We start from the raw sequence: 15,038 nt of genomic DNA, 5'->3' as shown, positions 1-15,038 counted from the left end.
GCGGGTCAGCCCCAGATCGGGCGGACCTCGGTCGCCGAGGAGATGGGGCAGTGGCGCGCCACCTCCACGGCCGTGACGTGGTCGGGTACGTCGATCACGTAGTAGCCGCCGATCCCCTCCTTGAGCTCGATGAACGGGCCGTCCGTCGGCACCGGGCCGTCCGGGCCGGGGCGGAGCGTGGTGGCGGTGTCCTGGCCGGACAGCGCGCCGCCGCTCCACTCGATGCCGCGTCCGTCCAGGTAGCGGGTGAACGCCCCGTGCTCGGCCAGGGCGGCGTCCAGGTGTTCCTTGGGCGCGGACTGCCAGTCGGTGTCGGGTTCCCAGATCAGCAGGATGTACTTCATGACCTCATGACGATCGGCGGGTGGGTGGAATCGACAGGTGGGCTATCGCCGGTCGCGCTGGGCGGGGATGGTCAGCTTGAACGCGGCCACCACCTCCGGGCTCTCCAGCCGCGCGCCGTCCGCGATGCGGTCGCAGGCGACGTCGAGTACCTCGTGCTTGTGGGCCAGCAGGTACGGCCGGGCACCGGCGTCGGCGTGGGCGACCGTCGAGATGCCGGGCCAGTGCTTGCGGCCGAAGAGCATCGGGTAGCTGCGCCTGCCCTCGTAGGTGGCGCAGACCAGCACGTCGGAGTACGGCAGGGCGGCCACCCGGCGTACCGCATGGGTCGTCACGCCCGGCATGTCGACCGGGACCACGACGACGGCGTCGGCGTCGGTGCTGGTCAGGGCCGTCAGCCCGACGCGCAGTGAGCTGCCCATGCCCCGGCCCCAGGCCTTGTCGACCACCACGCTCGCGCCCTTGAGCTCGGCCGCGGCCTGGATCTCCTCGGCGGCCGCGCCGAGCACGACGACCACCGGCTCGCAGCCGGCGTCGCGCACGGTCTCGATCGCCCGGTCGACGAGCGGTGTGCCGTCGTGTTGCAGTAGTGCCTCCGGCCCGCCGATCCGGCGCCCCCCGCCGGCGGCGATGACCATCCCCGCGGTCGTCATCGCGTACACCCCCCCAGGTGTGCCGCGTCAAGTCTGAGCGCTTCGCCTCCTCCGGGAAAGACCCGGAGCGTCTCATTTGGCGTCGGCGTAACAATCAACGACGGACACGTCAAGAGGGAATCGCACCGCGGTGGCCCCGAAAAGCAGCTGGCCGGCGCGGGTGGCGGCGGCGAGCACCGCCTCGCCGACCTCGGCGGCCCGCTCCCGCGGCGCGTGCACCAGCACCTCGTCGTGCTGGAAGAAGACCAGGTCGGCGCCGGTGCCGGCGAGGTGGCCGCGGAGCGTGGCGAGCAGCGTGAGCGCCCACTCGGCGGCGGTGGCCTGGATGACGAAGTTGCGGGTGAACCGGCCACGGGCCCGCGCCCGGGCCCCGTCGCCGCCGCCCTCGCCGGGTTCCTCCTGCGCGACGGAGACGGAGCGGGGCGGGCAGGTGCGCCCCAGCCAGGAGCGGACCAGGCCGCCGCCTTCGCCGGTGCGGGCGGCCGCCTCCACGTACTCGAAGGCGGTCGGGTAGTTGCGCTTGAGCGTGGCCAGGGCGGGGACGGCTGCGCCGCCGGTCTGGCCGTACATGGCGCCGAGCAGCGCCACCTTGGCCCGGGCCCGGTCGCCGCCGAACGCGTCGGCGGCCAGCGCGGAGTACAGGTCGCCGGAGGCGGCCGCGGCGGCCAGGCGCTCGTCGCCGGAGACCGCGGCGAGCACCCGGGGCTCGAGCTGCCCGGCGTCGGCCACCACCAGCTTCCAGCCCGGGTCGGCGACGACCGCGCGCCGCACCACCTTGGGGATCTGCAGCGCGCCGCCGCCGCGGGTGGCCCAGCGGCCGGAGACGACCCCGGCCGGCACGAACTCGGGCCGGAACCGTCCATCGTGGACCCACGTGTCGCGCCAGGCCCAGCCGTGCGCGGTCCAGATGCGGTACAGCTCCTTGTGCTCCAGCAGCAGCGGCACGGCCGGGTGGTCGACGCCCCGCAGCGACCAGGCCCGGGTGTTGGGCAGGTGGACGCCGGCCCGGGCGAACGCGCGCAGCACCTCGTGTGGCGACTCCGGATGCAGCTGCCGCACGCCGAGCGCCTCGGCGATCCGGGCGGAGAGCTCGGCCAGGCGGCGGGGTGGCCCGCCCACCGGCGACGGCTCGCCGAGCAGCTCGTGCAGCAGCTTGTCGTGGACGTCGGCGCGCCACGGCAGCCCGACCGCGCCCATCTCGGCGGCGACCAGCGCCCCGGCCGACTCGGCGGCGACCAGCAGGCGGAATCGGCCGGGGTGCTCGGTGGCCGCGACCCGGGCGCACTGGTCCTGGTAGACCCCGGCGAGCACGGCCGGGTCGTCGTCGGGCGGCGCCACCGCGTCGAAGAGGGAGCCCTGACCGTCGCCGGGCGGTGCGGCGGCGCGCGGCGGCGGGTCGGGCGGCACCGGCGCGCCGGTCAGCCGGGCGTGCGCCGCGGCGAGCGAGCGCGGCTCGCCCCACTGCCCGGCGTAGCCGAGCAGCAGCGCCTCGGTCAGCTCGACGTCGTGGCAGCGCTCGATCCGGGTGCCGGCGCGCAGCAGCGCCGGATAGGCGGCGGCGGTGGAGCCCCACACGACCCGCCCATCCGGCGCCAACCACCCCACGCGGTCAGTGTGCCACCGCCGTCCGACAGTTGATCAGGGACTTTGTGCCGCGCCACGCCGGAGGACGCGCCCACCAAGTCCCTGATCAACGCCGCATGGGGGCTACTTGACGGCGCCGGCGGTCAGGCCGGCTTGGATTTGGCGCTGGAAGAAGGCGTACATGATGATCATGGGCAGGATGGAGAGAGTCACCGCGGCGAACATCGCCGCCCAGTCGGCCTCGTAGCCGGCCTGGACCGAGATGTTCGCGATGCCCTGGGTCAGCACCCACTTCTCCTGGGCGCCCTCGCCCTGCATGAGCGCCACCGGCAGCAGGTACTGGTTCCACTGCCCGATGATGTTGAAGATCGTGATGCTCACCAGGGCCGGCCTCGCCATCGGCATCATCACCTGGAAGAACAGCCGCGTGTGTGACGCGCCGTCCATCACCGCGGCCTCCGCGACCGAGTTCGGCAGCGTCTTGAAGAACGCGGCCAGGAAGAACACGGTGAACGGCAGCGAGTACGCGATGTAGACCAGGATCAAGCCGGTGAACGTGTTGAGCAGCCCCATGTTGTTGACGATGAGGAAGAGCGGCACCAGCGCCAGGAACACGGGGAACGCGAGCCCGGAGACGAACAGGTAGTAGATGATCCGGTTTCCGATGAACTTGTACCGGGCCAGCACGTACGCCGCCATGGAGCCGAAGAGCATGGTGCCGGCCGTGCTCAGCGCGACCACGAAGACGCTGTTGAGGAAGTACCGGCCGACGTGCGCCTCGTTCCACGCCCGTACGTAGCTGTCGAGGTTGATCGACGACGGCAGGCTGAACGGGTTGCCCAGGTACATCTCGGTGTTGCTCTTGAACGAGGCGAGGAACATCCAGAGCAACGGGGCGATGATGATGATCGCCCAGAGCGCGAGCCCGACGTGCGCGAGGCTGTTGAGCAGGCCGATCTCCCGGCGCCGCTCGCCAGCCGGCCCGCTGTGGCCGCGCGGCGGCAGGCCCTCCCGCCGCGGGGGCGCCGGGGCGTCGATGCGTGCCACTGTCGATACCCCCTAGAGCTCGATCGTCTCGCGCCGGCTCACCCGCAGGGTCAGCGCGGCGAACGTGATGGTCAGGAAGAAGAGCGCCACACCCATGGCCGAGGCGTAGCCGAACTGCGAGTACGAGAAGGCGTTGCGGTAGATCTCCATGCCGAGCACCGTGGTGGCGCCGTCCGGGCCGCCCTGCTCGATCGAGAGGACGTTGACGATGGCGAACGCGTCGAACGCCGCGATGCCGAGGTACACCCAGGCGACCTGGAGGGTGTCCCAGAGCAGGGGGAGCGTCACCTTGAAGAACATGCTCGACCGCCCGGCGCCGTCGAGCACCGCCGCCTCGTAGATGTCCTTCGGCACCGACGCCATGCCGGCCGAGAAGAGCACCACGTAGAAGCCGACCGCCTGCCACACGAGCACCGCGATGATCGCGAAGAGCGCGATGTTCTTGTCCGCCATGATCGGGATCGGGTCGATCCCGACGACGCCCAGCAGCCCGTTGACCAGTCCGGTCTCGTCCGGCGCGTACACCCGCCGGAAGATCACGGCGATGATGACGACGGCGAGGACCTGGGGGAAGAAGAACACGATCCGGTAGAACCTCGACCCCCAGACCCCCCTCATCGCGCCACCCTTGGACCCTCCGCCCACGTTCAGCAGGAACGCGAACACGAGGGCGATCGCGATGGCCACCAGCGGCAGGACAAGCAACAGCACGCCGTGATGCCGTACGGCCTTCCAGAAGGTGTCGTCGGTCAGCAACCGCTCGAAGTTGTCCAGCCCGATGAACTTCGGGTTGGCCGAGACACCGCGCCAGTTGGTCAAGGCCAGGTAGAAGGCCTGGATGTAGGGCGCGATCACGAAGGTCACGTAGATCGTGACCGGCGCGATCAGGAAGCCGACGATGAACGGGTACCTGCCATGCCGCATGACGGTTACCGCTTGAACTTCTCGATGGACGGGTCCTTCTTCACGTCGTCCGCGACCTTCTGCATGCGGGTCACGAACTTGTTGGCGTCGCCACCGTTGAACATCAGCTCGTTGGTGGCCGCCCGGCACTCGTCGTCCATCTTCTTGTACCAGGTGTCCCAGCGGTACGCGAAGTAGTCGCTGCCGGCCGCCTTGAGCATCGCCTCGCTGCTGGTGAGGCCGGGCGAGATGGTGAGGCCCTCGGTGGCGCCCTGCACGACCGTGAGCACCTTGGTCAGCTGGGTGAAGCCCTTCGCGCCCTCCTTGGAGAGCATGTGGCGCAGGTACTCCATGCCGCCGCGCGGGTTCTTGCCCTTGGCGGCGACGAAGTACATCTCACCGGCCGCCGCGTAGATCGCCGTCTGCGGCAGCTTGTCCGAGGAGGTGGCGCTCGGCACCGGGACGACCGCGTAGTTGAAGCCGGCCGGGGTGTCCTTGGCCTGCTCGTTCTCCAGCCAGGAGCCGGAGGGGTAGAAGACCACCTTGTCCTGGTTCTGCTGGAGCTGGACCTCGGTGTGCTGCAGGCCGAGGTGCGCCTTGTTCATGTACTTGGCGCCGATCTCGCCCCACATCTGCGCGGCCTGCTTGACCGGCTCGGCGGTCCAGGCACCGTCCTCGAGGTTGTCGATGTTCTTGAGGACGTCCGGCCCACCGATCTTGGCGGCGGTCGTGAGGATCACCAGGTACTGGTAGTACGCGGCGTTCGCACCGGCGTAGGCGTACCCGGTCTTGCCCGCGGCCTTGGCCTTGTCGAGCAGCGCGGTGAACTCGCTCCAGGTCTTCGGCGGGGCCCAGCCGTTGGTCTGGAAGAGCTTGTCCGAGTACCAGAGGCCGAAGACCGTGAAGGCGTAGTTGAGCACGTACGGCTTGCCGTTGAACGAGCCCTGCTCGATCGTGCCCGGTACCAGCGTGTCCTTGACCGTCTTGCCGGGGATGTCCAGCGACGGCGCGTCGAACAGCTCGGTCAGGTCCTGCACCTGGCCGGCCTGCACCAGCGCGCCCTGGTCCATCAGCTTCGAGCCGGCGTTGTTGACCATGTCCGGCGGCTCGTTGCTGGTGAACCGCGGCTGGAGCACGGTCGCCATCTCCTCGGCCTGGTTGAACTTCACCTCGGCCTCGGGGAACGACTTCTTGTACGACGGGACGTGCACGTCGGTCGCGTACTTGGTGCCGAGGCCGCCGTTGAAGATGTAGATCTCCAGCGGAGCCTTGCCGTCGACGCCCAGCGGGTTGGTGGCGCTCTTCTCGCCCTCCGCCTGGTCGGTCGGCTCGTCTTCACCACCGCCCACACAGGCGCTGAGCAGGCCGGCGGCCGGTGTCGCGAGCAGACCGGCGGCCGCGGCCCGGCGCAGCAGCGTGCGACGGGTGAGGTCCGACGTGCCGTCGGGGGTTACGGACATTTTGCGTCTCCTCGGTTGGGGTGTTGGTGGGACTGTGCTGGCTGCGCCCGCTTCGCTCGCTGGTCGCCCCGCGACCGGCGCGCTCCGCGCTCGCCGCTCCGCTCCGGGAGCGGAGCCCACCAGCCGTGGGACTCATCTGGCCGTCGCCTCCTTGCCGGCCTTGTGGCCGTCGACGGCCTGGGCGGTGCGCTGGAAGGCGGCGTGGGCTCGATCGTGGGTCCGCTGCGCGACCGCGATGTAGAGCAGGTCGAGGACGACCAGCTGGGGGTGGCGGGCGGAGAGGGCGTCCGGCCGGAACGTCGTCGCCTGGGTGGCGGTGAGCAGCACGACGTCGGCGAGCTCGGCCAGCGGCGAGCGGGGGAAGCTGGTCAGCGCGACGGTCGTGGCACCGTGGCTGCCCGACTCGGCGAGCATCTCGATCGTCTCCCGCGTCTGTCCACTGTGGGAGATGCCGAGCGCCACGTCGCCGGCGCGGAGCAGGGCGGCGCTGGCCAGTCCATTGTGTACGTCGGTCCAGGCCCACGCCGCCACGCCGATGCGGTGCAGGCTGAACTGCATCTCTTCGCCCACCAGGGCGCTGCCGCTGGCCCCGAAGATGTTGACCCGGGTGGCGCCGGCGATCGCGTCCGCGGCCCGCTCCACCTCGCCGAGGTCGAGCAGCGCGGCCGTGTCGTGCATCGCGCGGGTGTCGGCCGCCATGATCTGCTCGAGCACCTTTTCCAGCGGGTCGCCCGGCTCGATCTCTCGTCCGATGTCCACGGTCCAGCCCGCGGCCCGGGCCCGCCCGGTCTCCGCGGCGATGCCGAGCCTCAGGTCGGCGTAGCCCTCGAAGCCGAGCGCCCGGCAGAACCGGGTGACCGTCGCCGGCGAGGTGCCACTCCGCTCGGCCAGCTCGACGATCGTGGCCCGGGCCGCACCGGCCGGGTCGGTCAGCACCTGCTCGGCGACCCGGCGCAGCGCGCCGGTGAACTCCGGCAGCTTGCTGCGGACGGCCACCAGCACACCGTCCACAACCACCGGGGAGTCCATGCGACAGCCGCCTTCCTGCTTCTCCGGCACGGCCGGGGCCGCGCGTCCAAGGTCAAGTCTTTGGAAAGGAGTGTTAACTGATAGTGGTAAAAGTTCTTACTAACGGGGCTACCTTGTCAAGGCGTTGGGCGAAGTTTTCAAACTGTTACCGTCTGGGAGCGCTTTCACAGCCGCGCCGGCACCACGATGAGCGGGTGTCGGACGCACTCGTGATCGGGCTGGACATCGGCGGCACGTCGACCCGCGCGCTGGTCGCCACCCTCGCCGGCGACCGGGTCGGCACCGGCACCGCCGGCGGCGGAAACCCCACGTCACACGGCGCCGAGGCGGCCGCGGCCGAGCTCGGCAAGGCACTGTCCGAGGCACTCGCCGCCACCGACCCCACGCGGGTACGGGCTGGCGTGATCGGCATCGCCGGCGTGGCCCGGCTGCTGGCCGACCCGGCGAGCCGCGCCGCGTTCGAGCGCACCTGGGCCGACGCCGGCCTGCGCTGCCCCTACGAGATGATCGGCGACGCCCTGGTGGCGTACGCGTCCGGCACCGCCAGCCCGGACGGCTCGGTGCTGATCTCCGGTACCGGCGCGATCGCCGTCACGATCCGCGGCTTCGCGCTCGACCGCGTCTCCGACGGCCACGGCTGGCTCCTGGGCGACGCCGGCTCCGGCTTCTGGCTGGGCCGCGAGGCCGTCCGCGCCACCCTGGCCGCCATGGACGCCGGCCGCCCGCTCGGCCGCCTCTCCCGGGCCGTGGTGACCACCCTGCTGCACGCCGAGACGTCCGCGACGTCGGTGGGGCGGGGCGACCTGGGCGCGCTCTCCGCGCGGGACCAGGTCGACGTGCTCGTGCAGCGGGTGACCCGGCGCCCGGCGGTGGAGCTGGCCAAGCTCGCCCCGCTGGTGATCGCCGCACAGGCCGACGGCGACCCGACCGCGAACGCCCTGGTGGCCGAGGCCGCCCGCCTGCTGACCGACAGCGTCGCCCGCATCCGCGACCCCGGCGACCCGAGCCCGATCGTGCTGGCCGGCGGCCTCCTGGTCGGCCAGACCCCGCTGGCCGCCGCGGTCGAGCGCGAGCTGAGCGCCCGCTGGCCCGATGCCCCACGCCCCCACGCCTCGGACGGCGCGGCGGCCGCCGCCTGGCTCGCCGCCCGCCCGCAGCTCACCCCCACCGAAGCGGCGGCCCTGCACACCCGCCTGTTCCCGTAATCCGCCAGCGATCCGCTAAAGTTACTAAAACAGCCTCTGGTTAGTAACTTCTTCGGTTCGGCTTGGTGTGCCTTGCGTAGTTTTTCCGATTTATCCGCGACGATCGGCCGCGTCCCGGCCGACGTCGTGACCCGCCTCAGCGCCGTCGACGTCGGGCGAGGATCCGAGGCACTCTACCGGGACCAGATGCCGGGTCTGCTCCATCTCCTGGCGGACCGAGCCCGGGTCGCGAGCATAACCGCCTCGTCGGCTATCGAGGGCGTCGTGGTCGCGGATGCGAACCGCGCCGAACGCATCCTGCAGGGACGCGTGCGCCGGCTGCGAAGCCGAAGCGAGCAGGAGCTGGCGGGCTACCGGGACGCGCAGGATTACCTTTTCCAGGACGACTGGCACCCGTTGAGTCCCGGTCTGCTCCTTCACCTCCACCGGCTGCTCTTCCGGCACACAGCCTCCGCCGGCGGACGGTTCAAGTCCGAGGACAACCTGGTCGTCGACCGGGCCTCGGACGGAAGCACCACCGTGCGCTTCCGCCCGGTGCCCGCAAAGGAGACCGAGTTCTACGTTGCCGAGCTCGTCGATCGCTACGCCGCCGCCGTAGCGGCCGGGCAACATCATCCGGTACTGCTGATCGGCGGCTTCGTGCTCGACCTCCTGGTGGTCCACCCGTTCGAAGACGGCAACGGCCGCGTCGCACGGGCGCTGACGAACGCCCTGCTCGTCGACCGAGGCTACACCGTGTCCCGGTACGTCAGCCTGGAAGAGCTGATGGCCGGCTCTGAAGACGCGTACTACCAGGCGCTGCTGGACTCGACACACGGCTGGCACGACGACAAGGCCGATCCGTGGCCGTGGCTGCGCTACTTCGTCAGCGTCCTGGCGGACGCCTACGCCATCTTTTCCACTCGTACCGCGGCCAACCGCAGTGCCGGGTCCAAACAGGACCGAGTGCGTGACTACCTGCTCAACCACGCGGCGGACGAGTTCCGGATCGCCGACGTCCGAACCGCCCTCCCTGGCGTGAGCGACCAGACCATCCGGCTCGTGCTCGACAAGCTCCGGGCCGAAGGCGCGGTCACTCCGCAGGGCCTGGGACGGACCGCGACGTGGCGCAGGACGAACCGCCCACCCGACTGAAGTCGTTCTCTCCGGGCTGGGTCACTTCAGTTGGCCTGCCGTGAGGCCGGACTGGATCTGGCGCTGGAAGAGGATGTAGACGCCGAGTACCGGCAGCATCGCGATCGTCAGGCCGGCGAAGAGGCCGCTGTAGTCGGCGTGGTAGCCCTGGCTCAGCGCGAGCGCGGACAGCCCCTGCGCCAGTACCCAGCGGGAGTCGTCGCCCTGCATGAGCACCTGGGGCAGGATGAACTGGTTCCACTGGCTGAGGAAGTTGAAGATGGCCACGCTGATCAGGCCGGGCCGCGCCATCGGCAGCATCACCCGGAAGAAGAGCCGGAAGTGGCCGCAACCGTCGATGAGCGCGGCCTCGGCGACCGTCTGCGGGAGGGTGCGGAAGAACGCGGTCAGGAAGAAGACGGTGAACGGCAGCGAGTAGGCCGCGTACACGAGGATGAGGCCGCGCCAGGTGGCGAGGAGGCCGGCGTCGCGCACCACGAAGAAGAGCGGCACCAGCGCCAGGAAGACCGGAAACATCATGCCGCCCACGAACAGGTAGTAGAAGACCTGCCGGAAGCGGAACTCGTAGCGGGCGAAGACGTACGCGGCGGTGGCGCCGAAGAGCATGGTGAGCGTGAGCGAGCCGGCGACCACGACCGCGCTGTTGAAGAAGTACTGGCCGATGTGCGCCTCGGTCCACGCGCGCCGCCAGTTGTCGAACCGCAGCGCGCCGGGCAGGCCCCACGGGTCGGTGAGGATCTCGTCGTTGTCCTTGAACGAGCTGAGCGTCACCCACAGCAGCGGCAGCGTGGTGAGCAGCGCCCACAGGAACAGGAAGCCGTGCGAGAAGACGTTCGCCACGCCCCACTCGCGGCGCGGCGGGCGGTCGGCTCCGGGCCCGGCCTTCGCCGGCGAGGCCTCGGTTTCCAGCAGCGTCATGAGAACTCGATCCGGTCGCGGCGGGACGCGCGCAGCGCCAGTACGGCCACCGAGAGCGTGAGGAAGAACATCACCACGCCGATCGCCGAGGCGTACCCGAACCTGGTGTCCGTGCCGAAGGCGGTGTTGTACATGCGCAGGCCGATCACGTCGGAGGAGAAGTTGGGGCCGCCGTCGGTCATCTGCTGCACGAGGATGAACCCGTCGAGCGCGGCGATCGCCAGGTAGATCCAGGCGACCTGCACGGTGTCCCAGAGCAGCGGGATGGTGATCCGGCGGAGCGTGACCGAGCGGGAGGCGCCGTCGAGGAGCGCCGCCTCGTAGATGTCCTTCGGGATGGCCTGCATCGCCGCGCCGAAGAGCACCACGTAGAAGCCGACGTTGGCCCAGACCATGACGGCCAGCACGCACCAGAACGCCGTACGCGGGTCGCCCAGCCAGGCCGGCCCGTTGATGCCGAAGGCCTTCAGCGCGCTGTTGAGCAGGCCGGCGTTCGGGTGGTAGATCTCCCGCCAGATGATCGCGATGATCACGACGGAGAGCACCTGCGGGAAGAAGTACACCAGCCGGTACGTCGCGGTGCCGCGCACGCCGGCGACCCCGGCCCGCCCGCCGCGCCCGCCCATGTTGAGCATCGTCGCGAAGAACAGGCCGAGGGCGATCGTCACCACGGGTACGACGGCGAGCATGATCGCGTTGTTCTTGAGGGCGTTCCAGATGTAGTCGTCCTTGAAGAGCCGGACGAAGTTGTCCAACCCCACCGAGTTGGCGTCCGCGGAGAAGCCGAGCCAGTCGGTGGTGGAGATCTGGAACGCCTGCAGGTACGGCGAGAGCACGAAGACGCCGTACAGGATCAGGGGCGGCACCAGGAACGTGATGATCAGCGGGTACTTGCCGTGCCGCATGCGCCGCCCCTGCTCCCCTCAGGCCCGCTTGTACTTCTTGAGCGAGCTGTCCTGGGCGATCATGTCGGCGCCCTTCTGGCACTGCTCGAGGAACTCGGTCGGGCCGATCCGCCCGCTGAAGAACTCCCCGCACGCCGCGTCGACCAGCTCGCGCTCCAGCTTGCGGTAGTAGTTGTTGTAGACCCAGTTGAAGCCGTTGGCGCCGGAGGCGTCAAGCGCCTTGACCACGCTGGTCAGCCCCGGCGGGAGCGTGGCACCCTCGGCGGCGCCGGCGACCACGCTGAGCGCGGAGACCTTCTGGGTGAAGTCCTTGGCGCCGCGCATCGACAGCACGGTCCGGAAGTACTCCAGGCCACCGGGGACGTTCTTCGCCTTGGCCGGCACGATGAACGGCTCGCCCGCGGTGCCCCGGATCGCCTCGAACGGCAGCTTGTCGCCGGCGCCGAGGCTGGGCGTGGGCGCGATCGCCATGTCGAAGCCGGCCGGGGTGACGTCCTTCTGCTCGTTTTCGATCCAGGACCCGCAGGAGATGAGGGCGGCCTTGCCGCGGCACCACTCGGTCTGCGACTGCACGTGGTCGAGGCCGGGCGTACCGGGAAGGATGAACTGGTCCTTGACGATCTGGTGCCACGCGTCGGCGGCGGTCTTCATCGCCTCCGACTTCCAGGCGTTGGGCTCCAGGTTGTCGATGTTCTTCGCGACGTCGAGCCCGCCCAGCTTGACGGCGGTGGAGATGACCGGCCAGCTCATGTACCGGGGGTGCTTGCCCGCATAGGTCCACGGGGCGATGCCGGCGGCCTTGATGGTGCGGCAGAGCGCGATGTGCTCGTCCCAGGTCTTCGGGTACTCCCAGCCGCGGTCGGTGAAGAGCTTCGTCGAGTACCAGATGCCGTAGGCGGTGTAGCTGATGTTGAGCACGTGGAACTTGCCGTCGTAGCTGCCCACGTCGACCACGCCGGGCAGCAGCGTGTCGCGCACCGTCTTGCCCGGTACGTCGAGGCTGGGCGCGTCGAGCAGCGGACCGAGGTCGGCGAGCGCGCCCTGCGAGACCAGGCCGCCCGGGTCGATCTGGCCGGCGCCGGAGTTGTTGACGACGTCCGGCGGGCTGCCGTCGACGAAGCGCGGCTGAAGGGTCTTGCTGATCTCCTGGGTGGAGGAGTGCGTGATCTTCGCGTTCGGGTACTTCTCGCTGTACATGGCCTCGTGGGCCTTGGCGTACTCCTCGCCGTACCCACCGTTGAAGATGACCACCTCCAGCGGGGCGTCCGCCTTGACGCCGAAGGGGTTTTCGGCGGTCTTCTCACCCTGGTTGGCGCTGGCGTCGTCGTTGTCGTCGCCCCCGCCCATCGCACAGCTCGACAGCAGGCCGGCCGCGGGGGTCGCCATGACGCCGGCGACGACCCCGCGACGGAGAATGTCACGCCTTGTACTATTCATGGGGGCCGCGTCACTTCCCTTCAATCGCCGTTAACGCTTTGAAGGATTCTTACGACAAGTCGCGGGTGACAGCAACCCCTGAGCGCCGAACCGTTACCCGTTTACCGCCCCCGCCCGGGCGATCGCGTCGACCAGGATCGCCAACCCCTCCCGGGCCTCGTCCTCACTGAGCGTGAGCGGCGGCCCCATGCGCAGCACGTTGCCGTACAGCCCGCCCTTGCCGACCAGCAGGCCGCCCTCCTTGGCCAGCTCGAAGACCCGCCCAGCCACCGCCGGGTCCGGCTCCACCGTGCCCGGCCGCACGAACTCGATCGCCAGCATCAGCCCCTTGCCCCGCACCTCGGCCACGATCGGGTGGTCGGCGGCCGCCGCGCGCAGCCCCGACAGCAGGATGGCGCCGACCCGCTGGGCGTTCCCCTGGAGGTTGTGGTCGAGCACGTAGTCGAGCACCGCGTTGCCGGCCGCCGTCGAGATCGGGTTGCCGCCGAACGTGGAGAACGAGATCGCCTGCACCGCGTTCATCACCTCGGCCCGGCCGACCACGCCGGCCAGCGCGAACCCGTTGCCGATGCCCTTGGCGAAGGTGAGCAGGTCCGGGGTCACGCCGTGCGCCTGGTACCCCCAGAAGTGCTCGCCGGTGCGCCCCCAGCCGGTCTGCACCTCGTCCGAGATGAGCAGGATGCCGTACTCGTCGAGCACCTTCTTCAGCGCCGCGAAGAGCCCGTCCGGCGCGGAGACGAACCCGCCCACGCCCTGGATCGGCTCGGCGATCAGGCAGGCCACGTCGCCCGCCGTCTGGGTGGCGAGCACCTCGCGCAGGTCCTCCACGGCCGCCTCGATGTGGTCGGCCTCGTCCAGCTTGGCGAGCAGGCCACGCAGCCGGTCGCCGGAGTGCAGCCAGGCCACCTGCAACGGGTTGAGGCTGCTCGCCGACCAGCTGCGGTGCCCGGTGATGCCCATCGCCGCGTACGACCGGCCGTGGTAGCTGTTGCGCACCGCCAGGATCTGGTTGGAGCGGCGCAGGTTGGTGGCGACCAGCAGCGCGGCCTCGTTGGCCTCGGTGCCGGAGTTGGTGAAGAAGACCCGCGCGTCCTCGATGCCGGAGAGGCGGGCGATCTTCTCGGCGAGCTCGACCTGCTGGCGGATCAGGTACAGCGTCGAGGTGTGCGCCACGCCCGTGCGCAGCTGCCGCTCGACCGCCTCGCGCACCTCCGGCACGTCGTACCCGATCATGGTGGTCAGCACGCCGCCGAAGAAGTCGAGATAGGTGCGGCCGGCCGCGTCGGTGACCCGGCACCCCGAGCCGGACACGATCTCGATCGGCTCCGCGTAGTAGAGCGGCATCCACTTGGGCAGCACAGCCTGGTGGCGGGCAAGCAGGTCATCGGTCATACCGCACTTTCCAACGGCGCGGCCCGCGAGGCAACCTACAGTCTGTAACCGCCCCGCCCGTTAAGATCCGACGGTGCACGTGCAGCCGGTCCCGCTCCCGTCCGGCGAGCCAGCCGCCGTGCTCGACGGCGTGGCTCGCTGGATCACTTCCACGCCCCTCCGCGACCTCGTCACGGCGTTCGGCGGCCAGTGGCCCGGCGGCGACAGCCCTTCCCTGCTGGGGTGGCTGGACGCGTTCTCGGCGGCGCACTGGGACTTCCGGGGCGGCGCCGAGCGGCCGGACGCCGTCGAGCCCGACCTCGACCCCGAGGTCGCCACGCTGGTCACGGCCTCCGCCGAGGCGCTCGGCATGGTCGGCGCCAAGCCGCCGCCGCGCCGCGACTACCGGCACGTGCTGGTGCTCGGCGGGCTCGCGCACGCCTGCCTGCGGCGCACCGCGTACGCCGCGCACCTGCTGCACCGGGGCACCGTCGCCGGCGGGGTGGGCGTGCTGGGCAGCTTCCGCCCGCTCTCGCCGGCCGAGCGGGCCCTCCCGCCGGTCGACGGCTGCCGCAGCGAGGTGGACGTGCTCGACCTGGGCGTGCGGCGGGCGTTCAAGGTCGACGACCCGGTCGAGGCGGACGACGCGCCGGACGGCTCCTGGTCGGTGCGCACATACGCCCCCGCCGAAGGCCCGCGGGTCGCGGTGCTGGCGGCGCCCTCGTCCGAGCCCGGGCGGCGCCGCGCGCACACCGCCGACACCCAGCGCTTCTGGGCCAAGCGGGCGGCGCTGGCCCAGGGCGACCGGCTGCTGGTGGTGACCGCCCCGATCTACGTACCGTTCCAGCACTGCGACGCGGTCCGCACGCTCGGCCTGCCCTACGGCTGCGCCGTCGACACGATCGGCGTCGACCCTCACCTGGCCGACGAGCTCGCCCTGCCCGAGCCCACGCTCACCCCGGGCCGCTACCTCCAGGAGATCAGGTCCGCGATCCGCTCGATGCGCCTGCTCGTCGCCGCCCTGGGCGGCTAGCGGGCTGCCCGCAGGGG

At 70.6% G+C, this 15,038-nt stretch carries 13 protein-coding genes and 1 pseudogene; 3 read left to right on the top strand and 11 right to left on the bottom strand.

Going from position 1 to position 15,038, the window contains the following annotated elements:
- Nucleotides 1-5: 5 nt before the first annotated feature.
- The 7 genes and pseudogenes from RB614_RS07285 to RB614_RS07255 all read right to left on the bottom strand — a co-directional run bounded on the left by RB614_RS07285 (nucleotide 6) and on the right by RB614_RS07255 (nucleotide 7,018).
- A complete protein-coding gene (locus tag RB614_RS07285; RefSeq protein WP_308711591.1) occupies nucleotides 6-344 on the bottom strand; it encodes a YciI family protein in 339 nt (112 codons plus the stop codon).
- A 42-nt stretch (nucleotides 345-386) separates the two neighbouring features.
- On the bottom strand, nucleotides 387-980 hold the full coding sequence (locus RB614_RS07280) for a nucleotidyltransferase family protein (RefSeq protein ID WP_308711647.1): 594 nt from the start codon (nucleotides 978-980) through the stop codon (nucleotides 387-389).
- An 87-nt stretch (nucleotides 981-1,067) separates the two neighbouring features.
- Nucleotides 1,068-2,576: pseudogene (locus tag RB614_RS07275) on the bottom strand (bifunctional 3'-5' exonuclease/DNA polymerase); the annotation flags it as partial.
- Between the two features lie 126 nt (nucleotides 2,577-2,702).
- The gene (locus tag RB614_RS07270; RefSeq protein ID WP_428982940.1) at nucleotides 2,703-3,626 is read right to left on the bottom strand and encodes a carbohydrate ABC transporter permease; all 924 of its coding nucleotides are present in this window, start codon (nucleotides 3,624-3,626) and stop codon (nucleotides 2,703-2,705) included.
- A gap of 12 nt (nucleotides 3,627-3,638) precedes the next feature.
- Complete coding sequence (locus tag RB614_RS07265; RefSeq protein WP_308711590.1) at nucleotides 3,639-4,550, bottom strand: carbohydrate ABC transporter permease; 912 nt, start codon at nucleotides 4,548-4,550, stop codon at nucleotides 3,639-3,641.
- A 5-nt stretch (nucleotides 4,551-4,555) separates the two neighbouring features.
- The gene (gene ngcE, locus RB614_RS07260) at nucleotides 4,556-5,989 is read right to left on the bottom strand and encodes an N-acetylglucosamine/diacetylchitobiose ABC transporter substrate-binding protein (protein WP_308711589.1); all 1,434 of its coding nucleotides are present in this window, start codon (nucleotides 5,987-5,989) and stop codon (nucleotides 4,556-4,558) included.
- A gap of 132 nt (nucleotides 5,990-6,121) precedes the next feature.
- Nucleotides 6,122-7,018, bottom strand: coding sequence for a MurR/RpiR family transcriptional regulator (locus tag RB614_RS07255; protein WP_308711588.1), 897 nt, complete (start codon nucleotides 7,016-7,018; stop codon nucleotides 6,122-6,124).
- 194 nt (nucleotides 7,019-7,212) lie between these two features.
- Between RB614_RS07255 and RB614_RS07250 the strand changes: the two genes are divergently transcribed.
- Both RB614_RS07250 and RB614_RS07245 read left to right on the top strand, forming a co-directional pair.
- Complete coding sequence (locus RB614_RS07250) at nucleotides 7,213-8,223, top strand: N-acetylglucosamine kinase (RefSeq protein ID WP_308711587.1); 1,011 nt, start codon at nucleotides 7,213-7,215, stop codon at nucleotides 8,221-8,223.
- Between the two features lie 72 nt (nucleotides 8,224-8,295).
- Nucleotides 8,296-9,357: a Fic family protein gene (locus RB614_RS07245; protein ID WP_308711586.1), complete on the top strand. Its 1,062-nt coding sequence runs from the start codon at nucleotides 8,296-8,298 to the stop codon at nucleotides 9,355-9,357.
- A 21-nt stretch (nucleotides 9,358-9,378) separates the two neighbouring features.
- Here the strand turns inward: RB614_RS07245 and RB614_RS07240 are convergent, their stop codons facing one another.
- The 4 genes from RB614_RS07240 to RB614_RS07225 form a co-directional block, all read right to left on the bottom strand.
- Nucleotides 9,379-10,275: a carbohydrate ABC transporter permease gene (locus tag RB614_RS07240; RefSeq protein ID WP_308711585.1), complete on the bottom strand. Its 897-nt coding sequence runs from the start codon at nucleotides 10,273-10,275 to the stop codon at nucleotides 9,379-9,381.
- Nucleotides 10,272-11,180, bottom strand: a complete 909-nt coding sequence (locus RB614_RS07235) for a carbohydrate ABC transporter permease (protein WP_308711584.1) — start codon at nucleotides 11,178-11,180, stop codon at nucleotides 10,272-10,274. The genes RB614_RS07240 and RB614_RS07235 overlap by 4 nt, the downstream gene beginning before the upstream one ends.
- Before the next feature lie 18 nt (nucleotides 11,181-11,198).
- Nucleotides 11,199-12,566, bottom strand: coding sequence for an N-acetylglucosamine/diacetylchitobiose ABC transporter substrate-binding protein (ngcE, locus tag RB614_RS07230; protein ID WP_308711583.1), 1,368 nt, complete (start codon nucleotides 12,564-12,566; stop codon nucleotides 11,199-11,201).
- Nucleotides 12,567-12,710: 144 nt separating this feature from the next.
- A complete protein-coding gene (locus RB614_RS07225; protein ID WP_308711582.1) occupies nucleotides 12,711-14,009 on the bottom strand; it encodes an aspartate aminotransferase family protein in 1,299 nt (432 codons plus the stop codon).
- Between the two features lie 73 nt (nucleotides 14,010-14,082).
- Here RB614_RS07225 and RB614_RS07220 point away from each other — a divergent pair, with 73 nt between their 5' ends.
- Nucleotides 14,083-15,021: a hypothetical protein gene (locus RB614_RS07220; protein WP_308711581.1), complete on the top strand. Its 939-nt coding sequence runs from the start codon at nucleotides 14,083-14,085 to the stop codon at nucleotides 15,019-15,021.
- The last annotated feature ends 17 nt before the right edge of the window (nucleotides 15,022-15,038 follow it).

It is taken from the genome of Phytohabitans maris, assembly GCF_031085175.1.
GTDB classification, from domain to species: domain Bacteria; phylum Actinomycetota; class Actinomycetes; order Mycobacteriales; family Micromonosporaceae; genus Phytohabitans; species Phytohabitans maris.
The sequence above is the reverse complement of the archived record's forward strand: the minus strand, read 5'-3'. Positions and strand labels throughout refer to the sequence as shown.